Consider the following 16784-nt stretch of genomic DNA (forward strand, 5'->3'; position numbering starts at 1 on the left):
GGATCAGTTGATCAGCAGAACCGCCTCGACCCGGCGGTTCAGTTCGCGACCTTCAGGCGTTGCATTCGAGGTGATCGGAGCCAGATAGCCGATCCCCCGCGCCTCGACCCGGTCGGCGGCCACGCCGTATTTCTCGATCAGCCGGGCGCGCACAGTCTGCGCCCGGCCGGTGCTGACCGATATGTTGGCCTCGAGTGCGCCGGTATCATCCGTGTGCCCGACCAGAGCCAGCCGCGTTCCGGGATTGTCCGACAAATACTGCGCAATCTCATTCAGAGAGTCGAAAGGCCCCTCACCCAAGGTTATTTCACCCGTGCGAAAATGCAGATCGCCCAGTATCACGTGGCCCTCTTGGGCAAGCTCTGCCAACAGCCCCTGCGCCTGATCGACCGCTTCTTCGATCACCAGCGGAGGCGCGGCTTCGGCCCCTTCAGGTGACACGCGGATCATCTGCACATAGCCATCGGGCGGGTTTCGGCTGACCAACAGGCTCAGAACTTCGTCGCCCTTGGCAGCGGACAAAAAGCGATAGTCCTGGATGGCCACATACATGTCAGGCGTGGGGACAACTTCGGTTCCAAAGCGAAAATCGAAGCCGCCGCAACTGCGGGCGTCGCAGTCAAAGAGAACCTCATACCCCTGGGCTTTGATCTGTTCCCGCAACGGGGCTAGCAGCTGCAAAGTGGTGCTGGACCCGGCCTGCAGCCGCCAGGTATAGCGCTCGACCCGCCCTTCGACCCGGCGCGCCGGGACTGCTCCGTCGGTATAGGGGCCAGTGGGCAGGTCATAGCTGTCCAACGGGCTCGTGCGGTCGCTGACCAATCGCGTACCCGAAGGAAGCGTCAGCTCCTGCCCGACAACAGGCGATGCCATGAGCAACAGGAATATAACGAGACGGCGGATCATCTTGATTGGGCGTGATACTCGGGGTTGGGGGACATCGCGGTCGCGCTTGCAACACGGTTCGACATGTTGAAAAAGCCGGTCACGTTGGCAATGTCCCAGATATCGCGGTCGCTAAACCCAGCAACCCGAAGAATTTGTCGGTCGGGCTCTTCGATCTTGGTGCTTTCGGTGGTCATTTTGGCCGCGAAATCCAGCATGGCACGCTGCCGCTGATCCAAAGGCGCAACCCGGTAGTTCATGACCAGCATTTCGCCCAGTTGCGGATCACCCGACAACTGCCTGACAGCCGCCCCATGTGCGACAAGGCAATAGAAACACTTGTTTATTGCCGACACGACCACCGCGATCATCTCGCGTTCAAGCTTGGACAACCCACTATCCGCTAGCATCAGATCATTATACATCGCGGTGAACGCGTTCAGCTTGTCGATGTCAAAGGCATAGGCCCGCAGAACGTTGGGCACAAAACCCAGCTTTTCGACGCAAATGTCGAAATATTTCTGCGTCTCCGGCGGCAGCGGATCCACCATCGGAAGGTTCAACGCGGTGGGTGGGGTAAGATCGGTCACTTTGGGTTCTCTCCTTCAGCCAGCTGACGGTAATGGTATTCTCCGGCAAGCTCCATCCCAAGCGCGCGATAAAGGCCATTGGCACCCGCATTCGCCTTGGTGCAAATCACGCTGAGCGTCACGGCGCCCTGATCCTGTGCCCAGAGCGCAGCCGCGCGCATCGCCCATTGGCCCAGGCCCTGACGGCGATGAGCGGGCAAAATCTCAAGTGCGTGGACCATGGCCACGTCCCCGTGCATCGCAACAAACCCGGTACCAGCAGGTTGGTCACTATGGCGAAGCAGCAGGCCGGTCTTTGGACCCGGGGCTCGCTCCATCACGGCCAGCCGCTCTGGTCCAATCCCGCCCTCGGCCCAGATCTCACGCATGATTGCCAGCGGCTCCCATATCGAGAACACCGTTACGCGGGGGAGCGGAAGATCAGTCAGATGCTCAACCGGGCAGGTGTAAATATTGACCGGATCCAACACGGAATAGCCCCGGCCTTCAAGCTGCGTATCCAGCGCCTCGTCCCCTGGCCACAGGCAAAAGATGCGCTTTTGCCCCAGTGCCTGCATCGCGACCTCGGCCGCCGCGATATCCTCATCCGAGGCAGGCCCCAGCGCATTGGCCGCACTTACCCGCGATCCGCCGCCCAGACCCTGACGCACCAGAAACGGCCCCAGCTTTTGGCGCTGCGCAGATGGCCATGTACCCTCGACGACGTCAGGCCAGGTAACGCTCACAGACCAAGCTCTTTCGCCAACCGGGTTGAGGCCGCGTCGATCCGGGCACCTTCGGTTCCGCGAATGACCACATTGGCGCCAAACACACCGTTGATCTGAAACGGATAACACCCGATGGACAGATCCTGAAAATCCGCGGCGAGTGCCGCAAGGGGGGCGGCGATATCGCCTTCGCCGCGATCCACCCGCAAGGTCTGGGACAGCAGAGGCACACCGCCGGTCAGACCCGGCAATACACTCGCCACCATCGCCTGAAAGACCGAGGGCACCCCAGCCATCACATGAACATTGCCGATGGTAAAGCCTGGCGCGGTCGAAACCGGATTGTCGATCAGCGCGGCACCATCAGGGATGCGCGCCATGCGCAAACGGGCAGCGTTCAGTTCCAGCCCGGATTTCTCGTAATGCGCTTCAAGCAAAGCGCGGGCATCGTCGCGGATGTCGATATGCGCGCCAAAGGCACGGGCGATGCAATCGGCGGTGATATCATCATGGGTCGGTCCAATCCCGCCGCTGGTGAAGACATGATCAAAATTTGCCGACAACGCCTGAACGGCGGCTTCGATTGCAGCGGCGTCATCGCTGACCACACGGACCTCTTTCAGGTCGATCCCCTGCTTGGTCAGCTCCTGCGCGAGATAATGCATGTTTGCGTCGCGGGTGCGACCCGACAGGATTTCATCCCCGATCACCAGCATGGCTGCGGTTGGATTTTGCATGGCCTGCGCCCCCTTGATCGACCCTTTCCGCAGGTATAGGCCCTGAAGCATGCGATTTGAAACCCCTCTTGTCCCCGCCCACCTGATCCGCCGCTATAAACGCTTTCTAGCCGATTGCAGGCTTGAGGACGGGCGCGAGGTGACAGCGCATTGCGCCAATCCCGGCTCGATGATGGGACTGGCCGAACCGGGCGAGAAAATATGGTTGGAGCCCAATGACGACCCGAAGAAAAAGCTGAAATACGGATGGCGGCTGGTCGATCACGAAAACGGGCATTTCACCGGCGTGGATACATCCGTCCCGAACCGGGCGTTGCGCGCGGCATTGATCGCGCGGGAGATCCCCGAACTGGCAATCTATGAAACTGTGCGCCCCGAGGTGAAATACGGCGAGAACAGCCGCGTTGATTTCCTGCTGACCCAGCCGGGCCTTCAGGACGCTTATGTCGAGGTCAAATGCGTGACCCTGTCTCGCGAACCCGGTCTGGCCGAATTCCCCGACAGCGTCACAGCGCGCGGAACCAAACATCTAGGGGAACTGACAGCTATGGTGGACGAGGGGCATCGCGCAATCCTGCTGTATCTGGTCCAGCGCACCGATTGTGAGCGAATTGCATTGGCCGCAGATATCGACCCGACCTATGCAGCGGCGTTCGAGGCGGCCCAAGCTAGGGGTGTCGAGAAACTGGTCTACGGCACACGGATATCGCCTGAAGGGGTTTGGGTAAACGTGACCGAAAGCCAATCGTTCATGCAGAAGCGTTGAAAAGGCCCTTTGATCCCATCCTGTGAATTCGACCTTCTAGCAACGTGGGATTCTCTGCGTGAGCAAGAAAACCGGGGCGCTGGCCCTCCCTGATCTGAACACCCATTGTCTGCCGTAAGAAGTGGGATTGCGGCGAATGCGCTGCCTGTTTGCCGCTGGCACATCCGGCAATGACAACAATGTACGATCATTGGGTCAGCAGTCACGACCAGGCAGATATCTTCCATGAGTATCTGAGGAATGCTTCATTACACGCAGTGCTTTTATAATCAGTCCCCAACCTTGATCCAGTCATTGTGGGTCGAGTTGCAGGACCATGAAGGTTAGCCAATCCGCCATTTCCTCGCTGACATCATAATAGGGTTTGATCGGCTTAAAACCGAGCTTTTGATACAATCCTCGTGCCTCGATTTGTTCTGGGCCGGTATCAAGATACATTCTCGAGCACCCAAATTCGCGGGCACGGTGGGTAAGATGCGTTGCAAGAGCCTGACCTACGCCTTGCCCGTGAAATTTCGGAACGACGAACATGCGCTTCATTTCGCAATATTCTGTATCGAGTGCGCGCAGTCCGACACACCCAACGAATTCCTTATCAATGGTTGCGATTAACAGCGTTCCTGTGGGCGCTCCATATATGCAACGCAGGTCTGAGAGCTCTCGTTCAAATTCAACCGGGTCGAACTAGCGAGCGACAAGATCGCGATAGGCGTGATGGCGCACGAACAACCAATCAACCAAGGCGCGCATCATGTTTTGTATGGCGGCGATTTCAGCGGGTGTCTGGGCGGTCTTGACGACCACGCGCTGCAGAGCTGCGGTTTTCATTTGGGTGTTCCTTCGCTGGTTCTGGGTGTCTCTGATCGGCGTGGCGACAGATACCAAAGCACCGCAGCCATAACGATCAGGGCTGGGATATCGCCCACCAAATGACCGATCTCCATATGGTCCCGGCTGACTTGAGCGGCCATAATCGCTGCGTGGACGATACTGGACCAAATGGTAAAACTGATCAGGCTCTTGTGGTTCTGCGGGGCTGAGGATGCCCCGATCAGGAACCATCCCAGAACCGCGTAAATACCGCAGATCATCTGGAAATAGTGCTGACCTCCGCCACCATGCCAGACCCACCCCGAAGGCCAGATAACGGCCAGTGGATAGATCAGAAAACAGATGGTCCCAAACAGGGCCAAGGCGATCTTTAATCCCTTTGCGCGGCTTTCGGGGCTCATGCTGCGTCTGCCTTAGGAGTCCATGCATAGGGCGCAAATTCCGCGTCTAGCGGCAGGTCCAGTAAGTTGGCTGTCATGTTGCTTAGCGTCTTGTTTGCAACGCCTATGATTACCTCCAGCGCCTGCTCTGGGTGATAACCTGCCGCTAAAAATCCCGCGTATTCTTCGGTGCAGTCACGACCACGGTCTGTTGTGAGTTTCCGGGCAAAGCGCGCCAAGGCTCCAAGACGATCATCATCAGGGTCGCACCCTTCACGCATCGCCTGAACGTGGGTGTCACTCAGTTCGGCATCAGCAGCAAAAGCTGTGTGACCCGCGACGCAGTAGCGGCACTTGTTGGCCACGCTAACCGCAAGTTGGATCACCTCGCGTTCGGCGGGCGACAGGCTGCTGTTCCCAAAGGCGCCGGTCAGCCCGGCAAACCCGGTCATCGCATCAGGAAGACCGCCATAGACGGCATAAACGTTAGGAACAAAGCCACGTGCCTGCGTGATCGCGTTGAATATCGGACGTGATTGTGGGGCCGCTGTCTGGGGCGTGTGTATGGATAGGGTCATAAGCACTCTCTGTTTTGCAGATCCGCAGTTGGGCTGCTTGATGTCATGAGATCTATCTGACGGCGTCCCTACGCGATGCTTTACAGATTGGAGCAAAGCACTATACCGATTGGAGTGCCTTACTACACTTTCTGGAGTAACTTTGATGTCGCACAGCTATGGCCAATGGTGCCCCATCGCCAAATCAACTGAAATCTTGGGCGAAAAATGGACCATGCTGATTGTACGCGAACTGTTGATGGGCAGCACACGTTTTTCAGAGCTCCAGCGTGGGTTGGGCGCGATCTCTCCCACGCTTTTGACGCGCAGATTGGTCACGCTCGAGGAGTATGACCTTGTCTATAAGCGTCGTATTCAAGGCGGTCGGGGGCACGAATACCTACCAACCGCAAGCTGCCGGCAGCTGCAGCCAATCCTACTGGCACTTGGAAGTTGGGGCATGGAATGGTCAAAGGCGTTTATGAGCGACGCGGATTACGACGTCGAGCTTTTGATGCTTTATCTTCAACGAAGTATTGTTCCCGAGAACCTGCCCGGCAGCAGAACGATCGTGTTGTTCCAGTTTACGGATTTCGCTGAGCAACCGAAATGGTGGATCACGGTTGAAGGTGGCAATGTTGATGTCTGCACAACCGACCCCGGTCTGGACGTGGACGTATTCATCACAACCAAGGTGCGCGCGATGGCGGATGCCTGGTTGGGTCACACGACTTATAAGGCTGCCAAAGCCTCTGGCGCGATGGAGATCATCGGACCGGCGGCTCTGACACGTAATATATCAAGCTGGCTTTCCGATTGCATTTTTGCAAGCTTGCCGAATGCCGAAGAGATTTTGGCAACACGTTAGGACAATCTTAGCGCAGCGCCGGCCTGTGCCATAATACTGTCGATAATCGTTCCAGCAGGTTCAGTGCTGTTCACCAGGCCAACGCTTTGACCTGCCCACATCGATAACGCTTCAATCTCACCGGTCATCGAATGATGGGGTGTCGTGGATTGATAGGCCTTGATTGGGGTGATGCCTCGCATTGCAACCGTTTCACCGGACCGGTGACGTGCCCGATTGCCGGGGCGACCCTCTGCTAGCCAACGATCCGCTACGGCGTTACGCAGCACGCGATGTGCAGCATTTGACCATCCAACATTATAAAGATCGGTCTCATGGACTGTGTCTGAATGCTGGGCCGCTAAAAGCTGTGCGATGTATTCGGAATGCGCCGCACTTTCTGGGGTTGCCAGAAAACGAGTTCCCATGACAACGCCGCTGGCCCCCAAACAGAGGACCGCAGCCAACCCGCGCCCGTCCGAGATACCTCCGGCCGCCAGAACTGGCACCGATCCTGCCACATCCACGACGGCCGGGATCAGCGGCAGGGTCGCAACGGTCCCACGAACATGCCCTCCTGCTTCCCAACCCTGTGCGACCAATACATCAACGCCCGCATCAACGGCGCATTTAGCCTCATTCGCAGACGAGACGGTTTGGATTACCAATGCCTCGCTGGCATGCACTTGTTTTACGAAGGGCGCTGCATCCCCCCAGAAGAAATGCACAGCATGAGGGCGATGCGATAGGCAAAGCTCTAATCGGGCTTCTTGCGGCATGTCGAGGCAAAGGTTTACGGCAAATGGCGCACCGGTCTTTGCCCGCAGGTTTGTAAGTTCAGCCTCAATAGTCTCTCTGCTGCTCCACGAGAAGGGCATGATCGGATAGCCGCCTGCATTGCCAACAGCAGCAGCCAAGTCGCTTTCCACGGCGCCGGCCATGGGGGCCAGCGCGATAGGGTGATCAACCGCAACCAGATCTGTAAACGCCGTTGAAATTGCGTGGGTTTTGATCGCCTTGTTCATGATTGAACTCCTTCAAGCCGCGTGGCGGTTTCGATTGGCAATAAGGTGATCGGAAAGGGCCTGCGCATCACCGCCCACGCCATCAATCAGCGCCGACTTCCGACGCCGCATGAAGGGCAATCCCAGGACGTATAGACCGGGTGCAACGATGCCCTGATCGTGGACCAAAATGCTTTTCCGGTCGAACACAGGAAGCTTCAGCCAACTGAATTCGGGGGAATAACCCGTTGCCCAGATGATGGTGCAGATCGCTCCGTTTCTCAGATTGGACATGAGGTGTGGCGGGTTGGACAATAACGTCGGGGGCAACAGCTGCGCATCGGGAAGGCCTGTAATGTTCACGCGTTCGGCCCAGTCGTCGAAATGCTTAAGAAGGCGGCCGATCTTCAAGTCCGACATGGCACAGTGATTGGCAACTGAGCCGGAAAACTGCGCCATACCGTTTTGAATGCCGACCAGTCGACCCGTTACTGCAACCCCCATCGCCTGAAGCGTATTCAGGTCAATGGAGCCTATTCCAGAATCACCCATCAGTTGGAACGAGGGCACGCGGCGGGCGCGTTCGATATCGTCCACTTCCTTGACGCGGACGTCCAGAATGCCGCTACGATCCATCCACCATTGAATATCCCGCCCACGATAACGCCGCGGCGCACGGATATGCTCCCCAACGGCAAGGGTCACAGCATGCCCCGCTTTGCAGAGTTCAGCGGCAATCTGCACGCCGCTGGCTGACCCTCCAACCACCAGCACACCGCCCTTTGCAACTTGATCAGGCGATTTATACGTTCCGAGCGACAGCTGCGTGACGCCTTCCGGAACAGCGCCCGCCAACTGAGGCAGTTTAGGCCGTGCGCAAGCCCCACTGGCGACAACGACATGGTCGCAGATCCAATCGCCCTTGTTGGTGCGAACCAAATAGTTGTTCCCATGAAAGGTCACAGAATGAACAGCTGTGTGCTCTTCGACCGGGGCATCGATCGCATGGGCATAGTCACGCAGATAACCAGTGATCTGGGGCATGTTCATATACCCGTCCGGATCAGGTCCTTTATACCCATACCCCGGCAACCTTGACTGCCAATTTGGAGTAAGCAGCCGCAGGCTGTCCCACCTGTCTTTCATCCAGGACTGCGCCACCTCGCCCCGCTCCACCACAACATGCGCAACGGAACGGTCCGAAAGACACTTGCTCATTGCGAGCCCGGCTTGCCCGGCGCCAATGATGACAGTCGAAATATGTCGCATGACGCTCGCTCCTGTAGCAATCGCGGCCTAGGCGACGACCACATGTACGTTGGTCGGATTGGTCATAAGATCAAAAACAGTGGATCGTTTTTGTGACTGTGCGACCAAAGCGCGAATGTCATCGTCGCTTGCGTCCGCATCGATATCAAAGGTCACACGGACTGCGCTGAAGCCGTTGCGAATGTCGGGGTCCATGCCCAATATCCCGCGCATATCCATATCACCCTCGACAACGCATTGTACGTCATGCAGTTGGATGCCCCGATGTTGCGCGACTGCAGCGATGCCACCGGTCAGGCAGCTCGCCAATGCGGACAATGCGATTTCCGGGGGGGTCGGCGCGCTGTCACGAGCAGCGAAAACTTCTGGATGGTCCGAGCAAATTGAAAAAGTTTCTTTGCGTGTGTGTTCTTCACCCAGGCCAAAATAGCCATTGATGGTGTTGCGGCTTTCACTGCCGTCGACCCAGTCGCAAGTGCTGCGGAATGTGAAGGACGCAGCTTTTGGCATCTCGGCAAATGCGCCCCGTGCCCCGATCAGGGCCTCGGTATTTACGCCATTTGAAACGGGCTTGTCTTGGGGTTGCGTGGTCATTGTGTTGTTCCTTTAGAAGTGTGTTGAGCTGTCGGTGCGGCTCGATACGACGACTTCTAGGGAACACGCGCTCTGCGTGATACTTCACGGTCGAAAGCAATCCACTACATATTTGATAGTAAGAAAAAGAAGCTAACGCCGCTAGCATTGCGAAGGATGGATTTGGCGAAATTGGCTATTTGCCTAAGCCGATTTGTTCTGTGCCTTTTTGCCTGTCTTGGTAGGCCGCTCCCCATGTTGTCCGGCAGTACCGTTGAGCGCTTGATGCCAAGCAGGCTTCTTGACAGGGTTTGCACCCGGGCGCCTCGCCTTGGGCTTTTTGGATTTAGGCATTGGGTGTCCTCTCTTGGTTGCAGGCAGGCATATTAGGTTTGCGACCGGATTGATACCACCGAGTTCAGGCTTGGACATGATGTTAGGCAACTGGAATCAAATCAATCCGATCGTACCCTTAAGTAGAAACTCATCAGGGATTGATTTGCCCCAACAACAAAACTGATCCTCTATGAATGCTGCGCCATGTATCAACGGCGGCAATGGCGGGCTGCACCGCAGCATGACAGGGCCGGATCGAGTGGCTGCTCTAGGCCGTCCTCATCCAAGTAAATGTGACTGAACCCCGAATTTCCTTCTGCCTCCGAGGTCTGGTCCAGCCCTACAAAGTCGAAAGCAATTTCTATACTTAAGTTCAACTGGGCAAACCGGCTGCGCGTAGGCCAGCAGCAAGGTGTTCGAAATCATCTGGTTGCCGCCACATCGTCTGAAACCCATGAGCGAGAGTGGAAACGGTTTCTTCATTCAATAGGATATCTCGGCTCATGAGTTCGTCGCGACGTTCGGCTGTAAAATCAACGAGGGCTGCTTCGGCCTCTGCCTGACGATCAAGCTTTGCGTAGGAGGCCGCCACGAATGCAGTCACAAGGAATTGAGCCGAGCCTCTCCCATCAACAAACCGAGTGCCGCTTAGAAGTCTTCGCAGAAGAATTGTATCTGTCCCATAATCCAATCGATGGCCGGGGGGGGGGTGCAAAGGATCCAACTGCATTGCCTCAGATACGACGTCACGCGCCTTCTCATGCCTCCAGAGCAAAAAAAGGCGTATCCACACCAAGCCATGGACTCTGCCTCGTTTTCGATCAAAGACAGCGTTTGTTCAAACTGGGTCTCAGCCTCTTGCCAAAGGCCTGCGCACTAATAGGCGAAACCGAGTTGGTCCTGGATGTAGACATCCCGGTTGTCCGGTGCCGCCCTCTTTTTTGAGCAATGTGCAATACATGGTTGGTCGCTTCGGTAACCGCTAACCCTAGCCAAATATCAATGACATAGGTATCTGAAAGGTACATGAACGATCGCGCTATTGACGAGTCGAGGGCTACCGCCCGTTCTAGCAGGGCCCGTGCCTATGCCGTATCTCGGGCATTCAGGCCCTCGCGAAGGGCTTTGCCCTTTAGCATTAGCTCGTAAGCCTTCATTTCATTTTCTGGCTTTCGGGTCGAACGATCGGCAACATCGTGCTGAACCCGCCCGGGGAGGACCGCCACGATGCTTCGTGTCACATCGTCTTGAACCTCCAAAACATCCTCTAATTCACGATCATTTCGATCCGACCACAACTGCAATCACCAAAATTGCGTCGGAGGACTGCTCCGAAACTCTGACCCGGCTCCCTGCTTTTCGCACACTACCTTCGACAAGATAATCCGCGCCCAAAGTCGCCGCAATTTCAGCTGGATCGGCTTCCTTGCCTCTGAAGCGAAAAGAGGCGTTCCTTGAGACCAACTGAAGCGTGCAAAAGCGCGACAATCCCGTGATGACGTCTTCTGTAATACCATCACTGAAAAAACTGTTCTGGATCATCGCTCAGGTTGTGGAATGGCAAAACGGCGATTGTGGACGAATTGCCATGGCCGCAGATATCGACCCGACCTATGCAGCGTCGTTCGAGGCGGCGCAGCTAGGGGTGCCGAGAAACTGGTCTACGGCACGCGGGTTTCGGCTGAGGGGGTCTGGGTGAACTTAGCCGAAAAACTATCGTTCATGCAGAAGCGTTGAAGGGGTAGTTTGAGCCCTAAGTTACTGCACATCTTTTAGTAAAAATTTGCAAAAAGCGGTGCCTATGAGTCTTTTGAATAGGAACGCAGAAAGTCAGAACCGTGAAGAAATGGGCTCTAATTCCACTCATCATTTTTGGGCTATCTTGGATGTTTTATCCTCGGGTTCACAAGACCTCCGCAACGCCGGAAGAGTATCTTCAGATCACAATGTCGATATGGCCTATGCAAGGGTTTCACAGCGACTGGCACCGAAAAGTTTTGATTACATACAACGGTCAACGGATTTCTAAAGAACTATTCGGAGACACGGGATGGTGGCGCGGTTCCAATTTATATCGCCATATTTCAGGAGCTTATGTAGTGCATGAGGGGCAGGGTTGGTGCTTTGGATTCACCCTTGAACCTTTGGAGTTTAACAGAACCCTCGAAGATTTCTGTATCAAAGGCCAAATCACAAAAGAAAACTTGAATGGACATTCGCGTTACTACCGTGACTTAATCTATTTGGGGCACTTTTATGAAACTTGGCGCGATGAAAAAGGTATAAGAATCCGATACACTACGGCTGATCAGACACCCGAAGTTGAGTTGCCTGACGGGCCATGAACTACATGCCTCAAGCCTAAGAAATTTGGATGTGCTCAATGGCAGCAATGTCCGCCAAGCCGACATTAGCACCCCCTCTGACTGGGCAATGTGCTCAGAAAAAGCACGCGCCCAACAAAGGCGATCCGACCAATCCTTGAAGCCACGGCATTGATCCCCATCTTAACCCGCGACCGTGCGCCCTCTGGTACTTTCTGCACAAGCAGCGTAAAAAGGGTGCTGCGCGAAATATTTGGAGCCTCGCATCGATGAAAGAACATCGTGGCCGTCTGACCAAGGACGGTATCCGTATCTATGAACAGGGTGACTTTGCCGGCATGCAGGCGGCAGGGGCTTTGGCTGCGCGGATATTGGATGATATTGCCGATCATGTGTTCGTCGGCCAGACCACTGGCGCGATTGACGGGCTCATCACGCAGATGGTCGAGGATGCAGGCGCAACTTCGGCCACGATTGGATATAAGGGCTATCAGCATGCCAGCTGTATCAGCGTCAATCATGTGGTCTGCCACGGCATTCCCGGCGACAAAAAGCTGAAGGATGGCGATATCCTGAATATCGACGTGACCGTTATTGTCGACGGCTGGTTCGGGGATACCTCGCGCATGTATGTAGCGGGAAAGCTGCCGCGCAAAGCCGAACGGTTGATCCAGATCACTCATGATGCCCTGTTCAAGGGCATCGAGATGGTCAAACCCGGCAACACGTTCGGCGATATCGGCCACGCGATTCAATCATTTGTCGAGGCACACCGGATGAGCGTAGTCCGCGATTTTTGCGGCCACGGGCTGGGCCGGGTCTTCCATGCACCGCCAAACGTTCTGCACTATGGCCGTCCGGGCACTGGTGCGGTTCTGGAAGAGGGCATGTTCTTTACCATCGAACCGATGGTCAATCTGGGCCGCCCCGAGACCAAGACGCTGGCCGATGACTGGACCGCCGTGACGCGCGACAAGTCACTGTCGGCACAGTTTGAACACTCGGTCGGTGTAACGGCAGATGGGGTCGAGATCTTTACCCTGTCGCCAGGCGGCAAGTACCACCCGACTTATTCTTCCTGATCCGCGGCCTGTTCCCGTAGCAGCTTTAGCAGCAGGGTTTCCGGCCCCCATGGCGTGACCGCATCATGGATGAAAACCGGCGCGCGCAGAGGCGTGCGCTGGGGATCGGTTGCGGTGTCAGCCTCTTGCGGAAGTGACCAATTCGAAGGGGTCAGTGCACGGTCCATACCCCGCAGGGTAACATGACCCGGTCAAATCCCCAAAAGCGCCGGAACCTGCGCCATGTTAGAGAAGACTTCGCCCCCCGCAGCGGCCAGTTTTTTACCGCCACCATGCGGCGCATAGGCCAGACAGCGCATATGCGCGCGGCTTGCTGCGGTCACACCGCTGAGGCTGTCCTCGATCACCACGGGGCTTGCGGCGTTGAACCGGCCTGCCGCGGTTAGAAACAATGTCGGGTCCGGCTTGGCCGTCCCCAGAACATGGGCCGAAAAGGCGACATCGCGAAACCGATCCCATAACCCGTTCTGACCCAAAGTGATCTGCATCTTGTCCGGGCTGCCGTTCGAGGCGACACAGAAGGGCAACCCGTTTGCCTCGAGAACCGCCAGCAGGTCCGCCACGCCGGGCATCAGTTGAACGCCAAGACGGAGCCGGTCATAGGTTTCCGCGTAGACCTCATCAACCCAGCCTGTGGGCAGCTCCGCGCCCAGCGCCCGGGCTTTGTCCCGCACCCCGGTCATGGTGCCCCCGACGAACAGCTTCATACTGTCTTCGATTGTCAAGTTCAGGCCATAACGGGCAAGATTGTCGACCAGTACCTGATTGGACAGCGGCTCACTGTCGACCAGGACTCCGTCGCAATCGAAGATCACCAGATCATGCATCCGGATCGCCATTCCACATCAGGGTGATATGCGTATCGCCATATTTGCGGCTGTTTTGCAGGACGAATCCTTCGGGCGGCTGCATGGGCGCGTTTTCCTCCCAGACCAAAAGGGCACCTTGTGCGAACCAGCCCTCTGACAGGGCAGCAATCGCCTTTTGGCCAAGGGATTTGCCATAGGGCGGGTCTAGGAAGATCAGGTCATAAGGCGTTGCAGGATTGGCCCCCAACCGCGTGGCGTCGCGACGGATCAGCTCGGTACAGTCAGAGCTGCGGGTCAGGTCGATATTCTTGCGGATCAGGCCCTGTGACATGCGGCCATCATCGACAAAGCTCACATGTGCCGCACCGCGCGACAAGGCCTCAAGCCCCAGCGCACCGGTGCCTGCGAACAGGTCCAACACGCGCAGCCCGTCAAAATCAATCTGATGGGCCAGTACGTTGAACAGGCTTTCGCGTACCCGGTCTGTGGTCGGGCGCAGATGCGCGCCGGCGTCCCCCTTGCCGACCGAGGCCAAAGCCCGACCTCGGAAGGCTCCGGCGATGATCCTCACGCTTTGAGCAGCGGTTTCAGGTCCGCATCCGGGTCGGCAACAATAGCAGGATCAGCTGTTTTTCCACTTTCAATCAGACGCTTACCAACCATATAGGCACGCGGATCGTTCATCGCGTCGACCGCGATCAGCTGATCGCCCTTATAGTACCAAAAGGACACGGTCTGCCCGTCACCATTGCGGGTCACCACCCGGTCATACCCGGTGTTCAGGCCCGCGATCTGCAGTTTGACGTCATACTGATCCGACCAGAACCACGGGGTCGCAGTATAATCCTTTGCCGCGCCCAACATGTTCTGGGCAACAATCTCGGCCTGATCAATCGCGTTTGGCACGCTTTCCAGACGGATACGCCCGCCAGCATGCGGGAATGAGGCGCAATCGCCCGCCGCCCAGATCGACGGATCAGAGGTGCGCCCATGCGCATCGGTCTTGATGCCATTGTCCAGCTCAAGCCCGGCCATCTCGGCCAGTTGGGTTGCAGGAGCGATGCCAACGCCGACAACAACGAAATCGACCGCCAGTTCTGTTCCATCGGTCAGCACCGCGCCGGTGACCTTGCCGTTTTCACCCAGCAGTCGCTCCAACCCGACACCTTCGCGGATATCGGCGCCATATTCGGAATGCAGCGTTCTGAAATAGTCACTGGTTTCGGGGGCGGCGACCCGTTGCAAAATGCGGTCGGCCATTTCGACCAGGGTCACCTTGACCCCGCGCTTGGCGCAAACGGCTGCGGCCTCAAGCCCGATGTATCCCCCACCCACGATCAGCGCACGCGCGCCTTCGGACACATAGGGTTCCATTTCGTCCACATGGGACAGATCACGCACCACATGCACCCCGTCCAAATCGCCGCCAATAGCGGCTGGAAGGCGGCGCGGATCCGATCCAGTGGTCAGGGCCAGCTCATCATAAGAAACAACCTCATCACCCAGCGTCACCGTCTTGGCCTGCGGGTCAATACCGGTCACACGCTGACCAAGGCGCAGGGTGATATTGTTATCGGTATAGAAGTTTTCGGGGCGCAGGAAGAGGCGCTCTAGCCCCATCTCACCCAGAAGATAGGCCTTGGACAAAGGCGGTCTCTGATAGGGCAAATGCGGCTCTGCGCCAATCAGAGTAATCTCGCCGTCGAACCCATCTTTGCGCAGCCGGGCGACAAGCGAAGCACCTGCCTGGCCGGCGCCAATCACGACAATATGGCTCATATTCCCCTCACCCTGTCGAATTCCCGTGGTCACTTTTGTTAGCTCACCTATATTGCGGCTAGGCCCGACTCTGCAAATCCAAATGACAGGAGCGAAAAAATGATTTCAACAGGTGACACTCTGCCCGACGCCACATTGACCCAAATGGGGGCAAATGGCCCTGAAGAGGTCCGCGTTTCGGACAAGACCAAAGGGCGCAAGGTTGTCATTTTCGCCGTGCCCGGCGCCTATACCGGCACGTGCACAACGGCGCATGTTCCAAGCTTTATGCGTACCAAAGACCAGTTCGATGCAAAAGGCGTGGAAGAAATCATCTGCATCTCGGTCAACGACCCCTTTGTCATGAGCGCCTGGGGCGAGTCCACCGGCGCAACTGCGACTGGCCTAACCATGTTGGCCGATGCGGCGTCTGAATTCACCAAAGCCATCGGGATGGATTTCGACGCCCCGCCCGTTGGTCTGATCGGCAGGTCCAAGCGCTATGCGATGCTGGTCGAAGACGGCAAAGTGGTCGCCATGAACCTGGAGGAAAACCCCGGCGTCTGCGAGATTTCCGCAGGTGAAGGGCTGTTAGAGGTTATCTGACCTGATCTGGCCCCAGTGCTGCTGGGGCCATTTTCGCAATTTAACTTGCGACACTCTTATGATGGGCGAATACTTGGTACATATTCATCAGGGAGTTTGTTTATGAACCTAAAGACATTTACCTTTCTTTTAGGTCTGACCGGCGCACTTGGCGCTTGTGGACCGGCCCCCACCCAACAGCAACAGGCCGCACGACAGCATGAAATCGCCTGCCTGAGCGGCACAGTGGGTGGTGCCTTGCTGGGCGGCGTCATCGGCAATCAGTTTGGCGGCGGTTCCGGGAAAACCATCCTGACGGCAGCGGGTGCTGCGGTCGGCGGCGTTGAAGGTCAGAGGTTCGCATGTTGAGAGGGATGAAGATGAAAACCGCAATCGTCCTGTCGATGTTGTCCCTGGCGGGTGCCGCTACGGCCGAAACCGTGGCAGAGCTGCATGAGAATGAGCTTAAGGCCATCGACACCAATAAAGACGGCTTCCTGTCGAAAGATGAGTTCGACGCCTTTTCCGACTATGCGTTCCAGACGATGGATGAGGACAAGAACGGCACATTGGGCCTGGATGAAGCCAAGCCGTTTCTGGATATAAAGCAATTCCAAAAGGTTGACCGGGACCGGGATAGTAATATTTCAAGAACGGAATACGATCAGCATATGACCGAAGATTTTATTTCTGCTGATCAGAACAGCAACGGACAACTGGACTAGGCTCTGCGGCCTTGGGCCA

24 protein-coding genes and 1 pseudogene are annotated in these 16784 nt (G+C 56.6%); 8 read left to right on the forward strand and 17 right to left on the reverse strand.

What is annotated here, in order from left to right; all coding sequences use genetic code 11:
- Positions 1 to 3: 3 nt before the first annotated feature.
- Genes AC2FLE_RS14190 through AC2FLE_RS14205 form a run of 4 tightly spaced genes read right to left on the reverse strand, consistent with a single transcriptional unit; the run spans position 4 to position 2919 of the window.
- Complete coding sequence (locus tag AC2FLE_RS14190; RefSeq protein ID WP_496697792.1) at positions 4 to 906, reverse strand: OmpA family protein; 903 nt, start codon at positions 904 to 906, stop codon at positions 4 to 6.
- Complete coding sequence (locus tag AC2FLE_RS14195) at positions 903 to 1475, reverse strand: peroxidase-related enzyme (RefSeq protein ID WP_496697794.1); 573 nt, start codon at positions 1473 to 1475, stop codon at positions 903 to 905. The genes AC2FLE_RS14190 and AC2FLE_RS14195 overlap by 4 nt, the downstream gene beginning before the upstream one ends.
- A complete protein-coding gene (locus AC2FLE_RS14200) occupies positions 1472 to 2200 on the reverse strand; it encodes a GNAT family N-acetyltransferase (RefSeq protein WP_496697796.1) in 729 nt (242 codons plus the stop codon). The genes AC2FLE_RS14195 and AC2FLE_RS14200 overlap by 4 nt, the downstream gene beginning before the upstream one ends.
- Positions 2197 to 2919 carry a competence/damage-inducible protein A gene (locus AC2FLE_RS14205; RefSeq protein ID WP_496697798.1) on the reverse strand — a complete coding sequence of 241 codons (723 nt, stop codon included), beginning with the start codon at positions 2917 to 2919 and terminating at the stop codon, positions 2197 to 2199. Before AC2FLE_RS14205 ends, AC2FLE_RS14200 begins: the two co-directional genes overlap by 4 nt.
- Positions 2920 to 2968: 49 nt before the next feature.
- Between AC2FLE_RS14205 and sfsA the strand changes: the two genes are divergently transcribed.
- Positions 2969 to 3685: a DNA/RNA nuclease SfsA gene (gene sfsA, locus AC2FLE_RS14210; RefSeq protein ID WP_496697800.1), complete on the forward strand. Its 717-nt coding sequence runs from the start codon at positions 2969 to 2971 to the stop codon at positions 3683 to 3685.
- Here the strand turns inward: sfsA and AC2FLE_RS14215 are convergent.
- From AC2FLE_RS14215 to AC2FLE_RS14235, 5 genes and pseudogenes are all read right to left on the reverse strand, one after another.
- A complete protein-coding gene (locus AC2FLE_RS14215; RefSeq protein WP_496697802.1) occupies positions 3610 to 3912 on the reverse strand; it encodes a GFA family protein in 303 nt (100 codons plus the stop codon). The two genes, sfsA and AC2FLE_RS14215, sit on opposite strands and share 76 nt — an antisense overlap.
- A gap of 64 nt (positions 3913 to 3976) precedes the next feature.
- Positions 3977 to 4336 (reverse strand): annotated as a pseudogene (locus tag AC2FLE_RS14220) (GNAT family N-acetyltransferase); the annotation flags it as partial.
- 33 nt (positions 4337 to 4369) lie between these two features.
- Entirely contained in the window at positions 4370 to 4513 is a 144-nt protein-coding gene (locus tag AC2FLE_RS14225) for a hypothetical protein (RefSeq protein ID WP_496697804.1), read from the reverse strand.
- Entirely contained in the window at positions 4510 to 4917 is a 408-nt protein-coding gene (locus tag AC2FLE_RS14230) for a DUF6632 domain-containing protein (RefSeq protein ID WP_496697805.1), read from the reverse strand. The genes AC2FLE_RS14225 and AC2FLE_RS14230 overlap by 4 nt, the downstream gene beginning before the upstream one ends.
- Positions 4914 to 5474: a carboxymuconolactone decarboxylase family protein gene (locus AC2FLE_RS14235; protein WP_496697807.1), complete on the reverse strand. Its 561-nt coding sequence runs from the start codon at positions 5472 to 5474 to the stop codon at positions 4914 to 4916. Before AC2FLE_RS14235 ends, AC2FLE_RS14230 begins: the two co-directional genes overlap by 4 nt.
- 145 nt (positions 5475 to 5619) lie before the next feature.
- Here AC2FLE_RS14235 and AC2FLE_RS14240 point away from each other — a divergent pair, with 145 nt between their 5' ends.
- Complete coding sequence (locus AC2FLE_RS14240) at positions 5620 to 6321, forward strand: winged helix-turn-helix transcriptional regulator (protein ID WP_496697809.1); 702 nt, start codon at positions 5620 to 5622, stop codon at positions 6319 to 6321.
- On the opposite strand, the gene AC2FLE_RS14245 is transcribed toward AC2FLE_RS14240, so the two are convergent.
- The 4 genes from AC2FLE_RS14245 to AC2FLE_RS14260 all read right to left on the reverse strand — a co-directional run bounded on the left by AC2FLE_RS14245 (position 6318) and on the right by AC2FLE_RS14260 (position 10074).
- A complete protein-coding gene (locus AC2FLE_RS14245; RefSeq protein ID WP_496697811.1) occupies positions 6318 to 7325 on the reverse strand; it encodes an NAD(P)H-dependent flavin oxidoreductase in 1008 nt (335 codons plus the stop codon). The two genes, AC2FLE_RS14240 and AC2FLE_RS14245, sit on opposite strands and share 4 nt — an antisense overlap.
- A gap of 12 nt (positions 7326 to 7337) precedes the next feature.
- Complete coding sequence (locus tag AC2FLE_RS14250; RefSeq protein ID WP_496697813.1) at positions 7338 to 8573, reverse strand: NAD(P)-binding domain-containing protein; 1236 nt, start codon at positions 8571 to 8573, stop codon at positions 7338 to 7340.
- A 27-nt stretch (positions 8574 to 8600) separates the two neighbouring features.
- Positions 8601 to 9167, reverse strand: coding sequence for an OsmC family protein (locus AC2FLE_RS14255; RefSeq protein ID WP_496692757.1), 567 nt, complete (start codon positions 9165 to 9167; stop codon positions 8601 to 8603).
- A gap of 688 nt (positions 9168 to 9855) precedes the next feature.
- On the reverse strand, positions 9856 to 10074 hold the full coding sequence (locus tag AC2FLE_RS14260; protein ID WP_496697815.1) for a hypothetical protein: 219 nt from the start codon (positions 10072 to 10074) through the stop codon (positions 9856 to 9858).
- A gap of 903 nt (positions 10075 to 10977) precedes the next feature.
- Here AC2FLE_RS14260 and AC2FLE_RS14265 point away from each other — a divergent pair.
- The 3 genes from AC2FLE_RS14265 to map all read left to right on the forward strand — a co-directional run bounded on the left by AC2FLE_RS14265 (position 10978) and on the right by map (position 12888).
- Positions 10978 to 11181 (forward strand): hypothetical protein, encoded by a 204-nt coding sequence (locus AC2FLE_RS14265; protein ID WP_496697817.1) that lies wholly within the window; start codon positions 10978 to 10980, stop codon positions 11179 to 11181.
- 187 nt (positions 11182 to 11368) lie between these two features.
- Positions 11369 to 11827: a hypothetical protein gene (locus tag AC2FLE_RS14270; RefSeq protein WP_496697819.1), complete on the forward strand. Its 459-nt coding sequence runs from the start codon at positions 11369 to 11371 to the stop codon at positions 11825 to 11827.
- 248 nt (positions 11828 to 12075) lie between these two features.
- On the forward strand, positions 12076 to 12888 hold the full coding sequence (gene map / locus AC2FLE_RS14275; protein ID WP_271952408.1) for a type I methionyl aminopeptidase: 813 nt from the start codon (positions 12076 to 12078) through the stop codon (positions 12886 to 12888).
- Here the strand turns inward: map and AC2FLE_RS14280 are convergent.
- Genes AC2FLE_RS14280 through AC2FLE_RS14295 form a run of 4 tightly spaced genes read right to left on the reverse strand, consistent with a single transcriptional unit; the run spans position 12876 to position 15476 of the window.
- Positions 12876 to 13055 (reverse strand): hypothetical protein, encoded by a 180-nt coding sequence (locus AC2FLE_RS14280; RefSeq protein WP_496697820.1) that lies wholly within the window; start codon positions 13053 to 13055, stop codon positions 12876 to 12878. The two genes, map and AC2FLE_RS14280, sit on opposite strands and share 13 nt — an antisense overlap.
- A gap of 24 nt (positions 13056 to 13079) precedes the next feature.
- Positions 13080 to 13727: an HAD family hydrolase gene (locus AC2FLE_RS14285; protein WP_496697822.1), complete on the reverse strand. Its 648-nt coding sequence runs from the start codon at positions 13725 to 13727 to the stop codon at positions 13080 to 13082.
- Complete coding sequence (gene rsmD, locus AC2FLE_RS14290) at positions 13708 to 14268, reverse strand: 16S rRNA (guanine(966)-N(2))-methyltransferase RsmD (RefSeq protein WP_496697824.1); 561 nt, start codon at positions 14266 to 14268, stop codon at positions 13708 to 13710. The genes AC2FLE_RS14285 and rsmD overlap by 20 nt, the downstream gene beginning before the upstream one ends.
- A complete protein-coding gene (locus AC2FLE_RS14295; protein ID WP_496697826.1) occupies positions 14265 to 15476 on the reverse strand; it encodes an NAD(P)/FAD-dependent oxidoreductase in 1212 nt (403 codons plus the stop codon). Before AC2FLE_RS14295 ends, rsmD begins: the two co-directional genes overlap by 4 nt.
- A gap of 99 nt (positions 15477 to 15575) precedes the next feature.
- Between AC2FLE_RS14295 and AC2FLE_RS14300 the strand changes: the two genes are divergently transcribed.
- The 3 genes from AC2FLE_RS14300 (at position 15576) to AC2FLE_RS14310 (ending at position 16765) form a co-directional block, all read left to right on the forward strand.
- Complete coding sequence (locus AC2FLE_RS14300; protein WP_142638675.1) at positions 15576 to 16061, forward strand: peroxiredoxin; 486 nt, start codon at positions 15576 to 15578, stop codon at positions 16059 to 16061.
- A gap of 102 nt (positions 16062 to 16163) precedes the next feature.
- The gene (locus AC2FLE_RS14305; RefSeq protein ID WP_496697828.1) at positions 16164 to 16409 is read left to right on the forward strand and encodes a glycine zipper 2TM domain-containing protein; all 246 of its coding nucleotides are present in this window, start codon (positions 16164 to 16166) and stop codon (positions 16407 to 16409) included.
- 11 nt (positions 16410 to 16420) lie between these two features.
- A complete protein-coding gene (locus AC2FLE_RS14310; RefSeq protein WP_496697830.1) occupies positions 16421 to 16765 on the forward strand; it encodes an EF-hand domain-containing protein in 345 nt (114 codons plus the stop codon).
- Positions 16766 to 16784: the final 19 nt, after the last annotated feature.

Source organism: Ruegeria sp. CDSA077 (genome assembly GCF_059612265.1).

Coding starts and splice junctions, on each gene's coding strand:
- sfsA (WP_496697800.1), top strand. CDS start 2,969: ATGCGATTTGAAACCCCTCTTGTCCCCGCCCACCTGATCCGCCGCTAT.
- AC2FLE_RS14310 (WP_496697830.1), top strand. CDS start 16,421: ATGAAAACCGCAATCGTCCTGTCGATGTTGTCCCTGGCGGGTGCCGCT.
- AC2FLE_RS14285 (WP_496697822.1), bottom strand. CDS start 13,727: ATGGCGATCCGGATGCATGATCTGGTGATCTTCGATTGCGACGGAGTC.
- map (WP_271952408.1), top strand. CDS start 12,076: ATGAAAGAACATCGTGGCCGTCTGACCAAGGACGGTATCCGTATCTAT.
- AC2FLE_RS14295 (WP_496697826.1), bottom strand. CDS start 15,476: ATGAGCCATATTGTCGTGATTGGCGCCGGCCAGGCAGGTGCTTCGCTT.
- AC2FLE_RS14280 (WP_496697820.1), bottom strand. CDS start 13,055: ATGGACCGTGCACTGACCCCTTCGAATTGGTCACTTCCGCAAGAGGCT.
- AC2FLE_RS14265 (WP_496697817.1), top strand. CDS start 10,978: ATGACGTCTTCTGTAATACCATCACTGAAAAAACTGTTCTGGATCATC.
- AC2FLE_RS14205 (WP_496697798.1), bottom strand. CDS start 2,919: ATGCAAAATCCAACCGCAGCCATGCTGGTGATCGGGGATGAAATCCTG.
- AC2FLE_RS14250 (WP_496697813.1), bottom strand. CDS start 8,573: ATGCGACATATTTCGACTGTCATCATTGGCGCCGGGCAAGCCGGGCTC.
- AC2FLE_RS14225 (WP_496697804.1), bottom strand. CDS start 4,513: ATGAAAACCGCAGCTCTGCAGCGCGTGGTCGTCAAGACCGCCCAGACA.
- AC2FLE_RS14270 (WP_496697819.1), top strand. CDS start 11,369: ATGTTTTATCCTCGGGTTCACAAGACCTCCGCAACGCCGGAAGAGTAT.
- AC2FLE_RS14240 (WP_496697809.1), top strand. CDS start 5,620: ATGTCGCACAGCTATGGCCAATGGTGCCCCATCGCCAAATCAACTGAA.
- AC2FLE_RS14235 (WP_496697807.1), bottom strand. CDS start 5,474: ATGACCCTATCCATACACACGCCCCAGACAGCGGCCCCACAATCACGT.
- AC2FLE_RS14300 (WP_142638675.1), top strand. CDS start 15,576: ATGATTTCAACAGGTGACACTCTGCCCGACGCCACATTGACCCAAATG.
- AC2FLE_RS14215 (WP_496697802.1), bottom strand. CDS start 3,912: ATGGAAGATATCTGCCTGGTCGTGACTGCTGACCCAATGATCGTACAT.
- AC2FLE_RS14305 (WP_496697828.1), top strand. CDS start 16,164: ATGAACCTAAAGACATTTACCTTTCTTTTAGGTCTGACCGGCGCACTT.
- AC2FLE_RS14245 (WP_496697811.1), bottom strand. CDS start 7,325: ATGAACAAGGCGATCAAAACCCACGCAATTTCAACGGCGTTTACAGAT.
- AC2FLE_RS14230 (WP_496697805.1), bottom strand. CDS start 4,917: ATGAGCCCCGAAAGCCGCGCAAAGGGATTAAAGATCGCCTTGGCCCTG.
- AC2FLE_RS14190 (WP_496697792.1), bottom strand. CDS start 906: ATGATCCGCCGTCTCGTTATATTCCTGTTGCTCATGGCATCGCCTGTT.
- AC2FLE_RS14255 (WP_496692757.1), bottom strand. CDS start 9,167: ATGACCACGCAACCCCAAGACAAGCCCGTTTCAAATGGCGTAAATACC.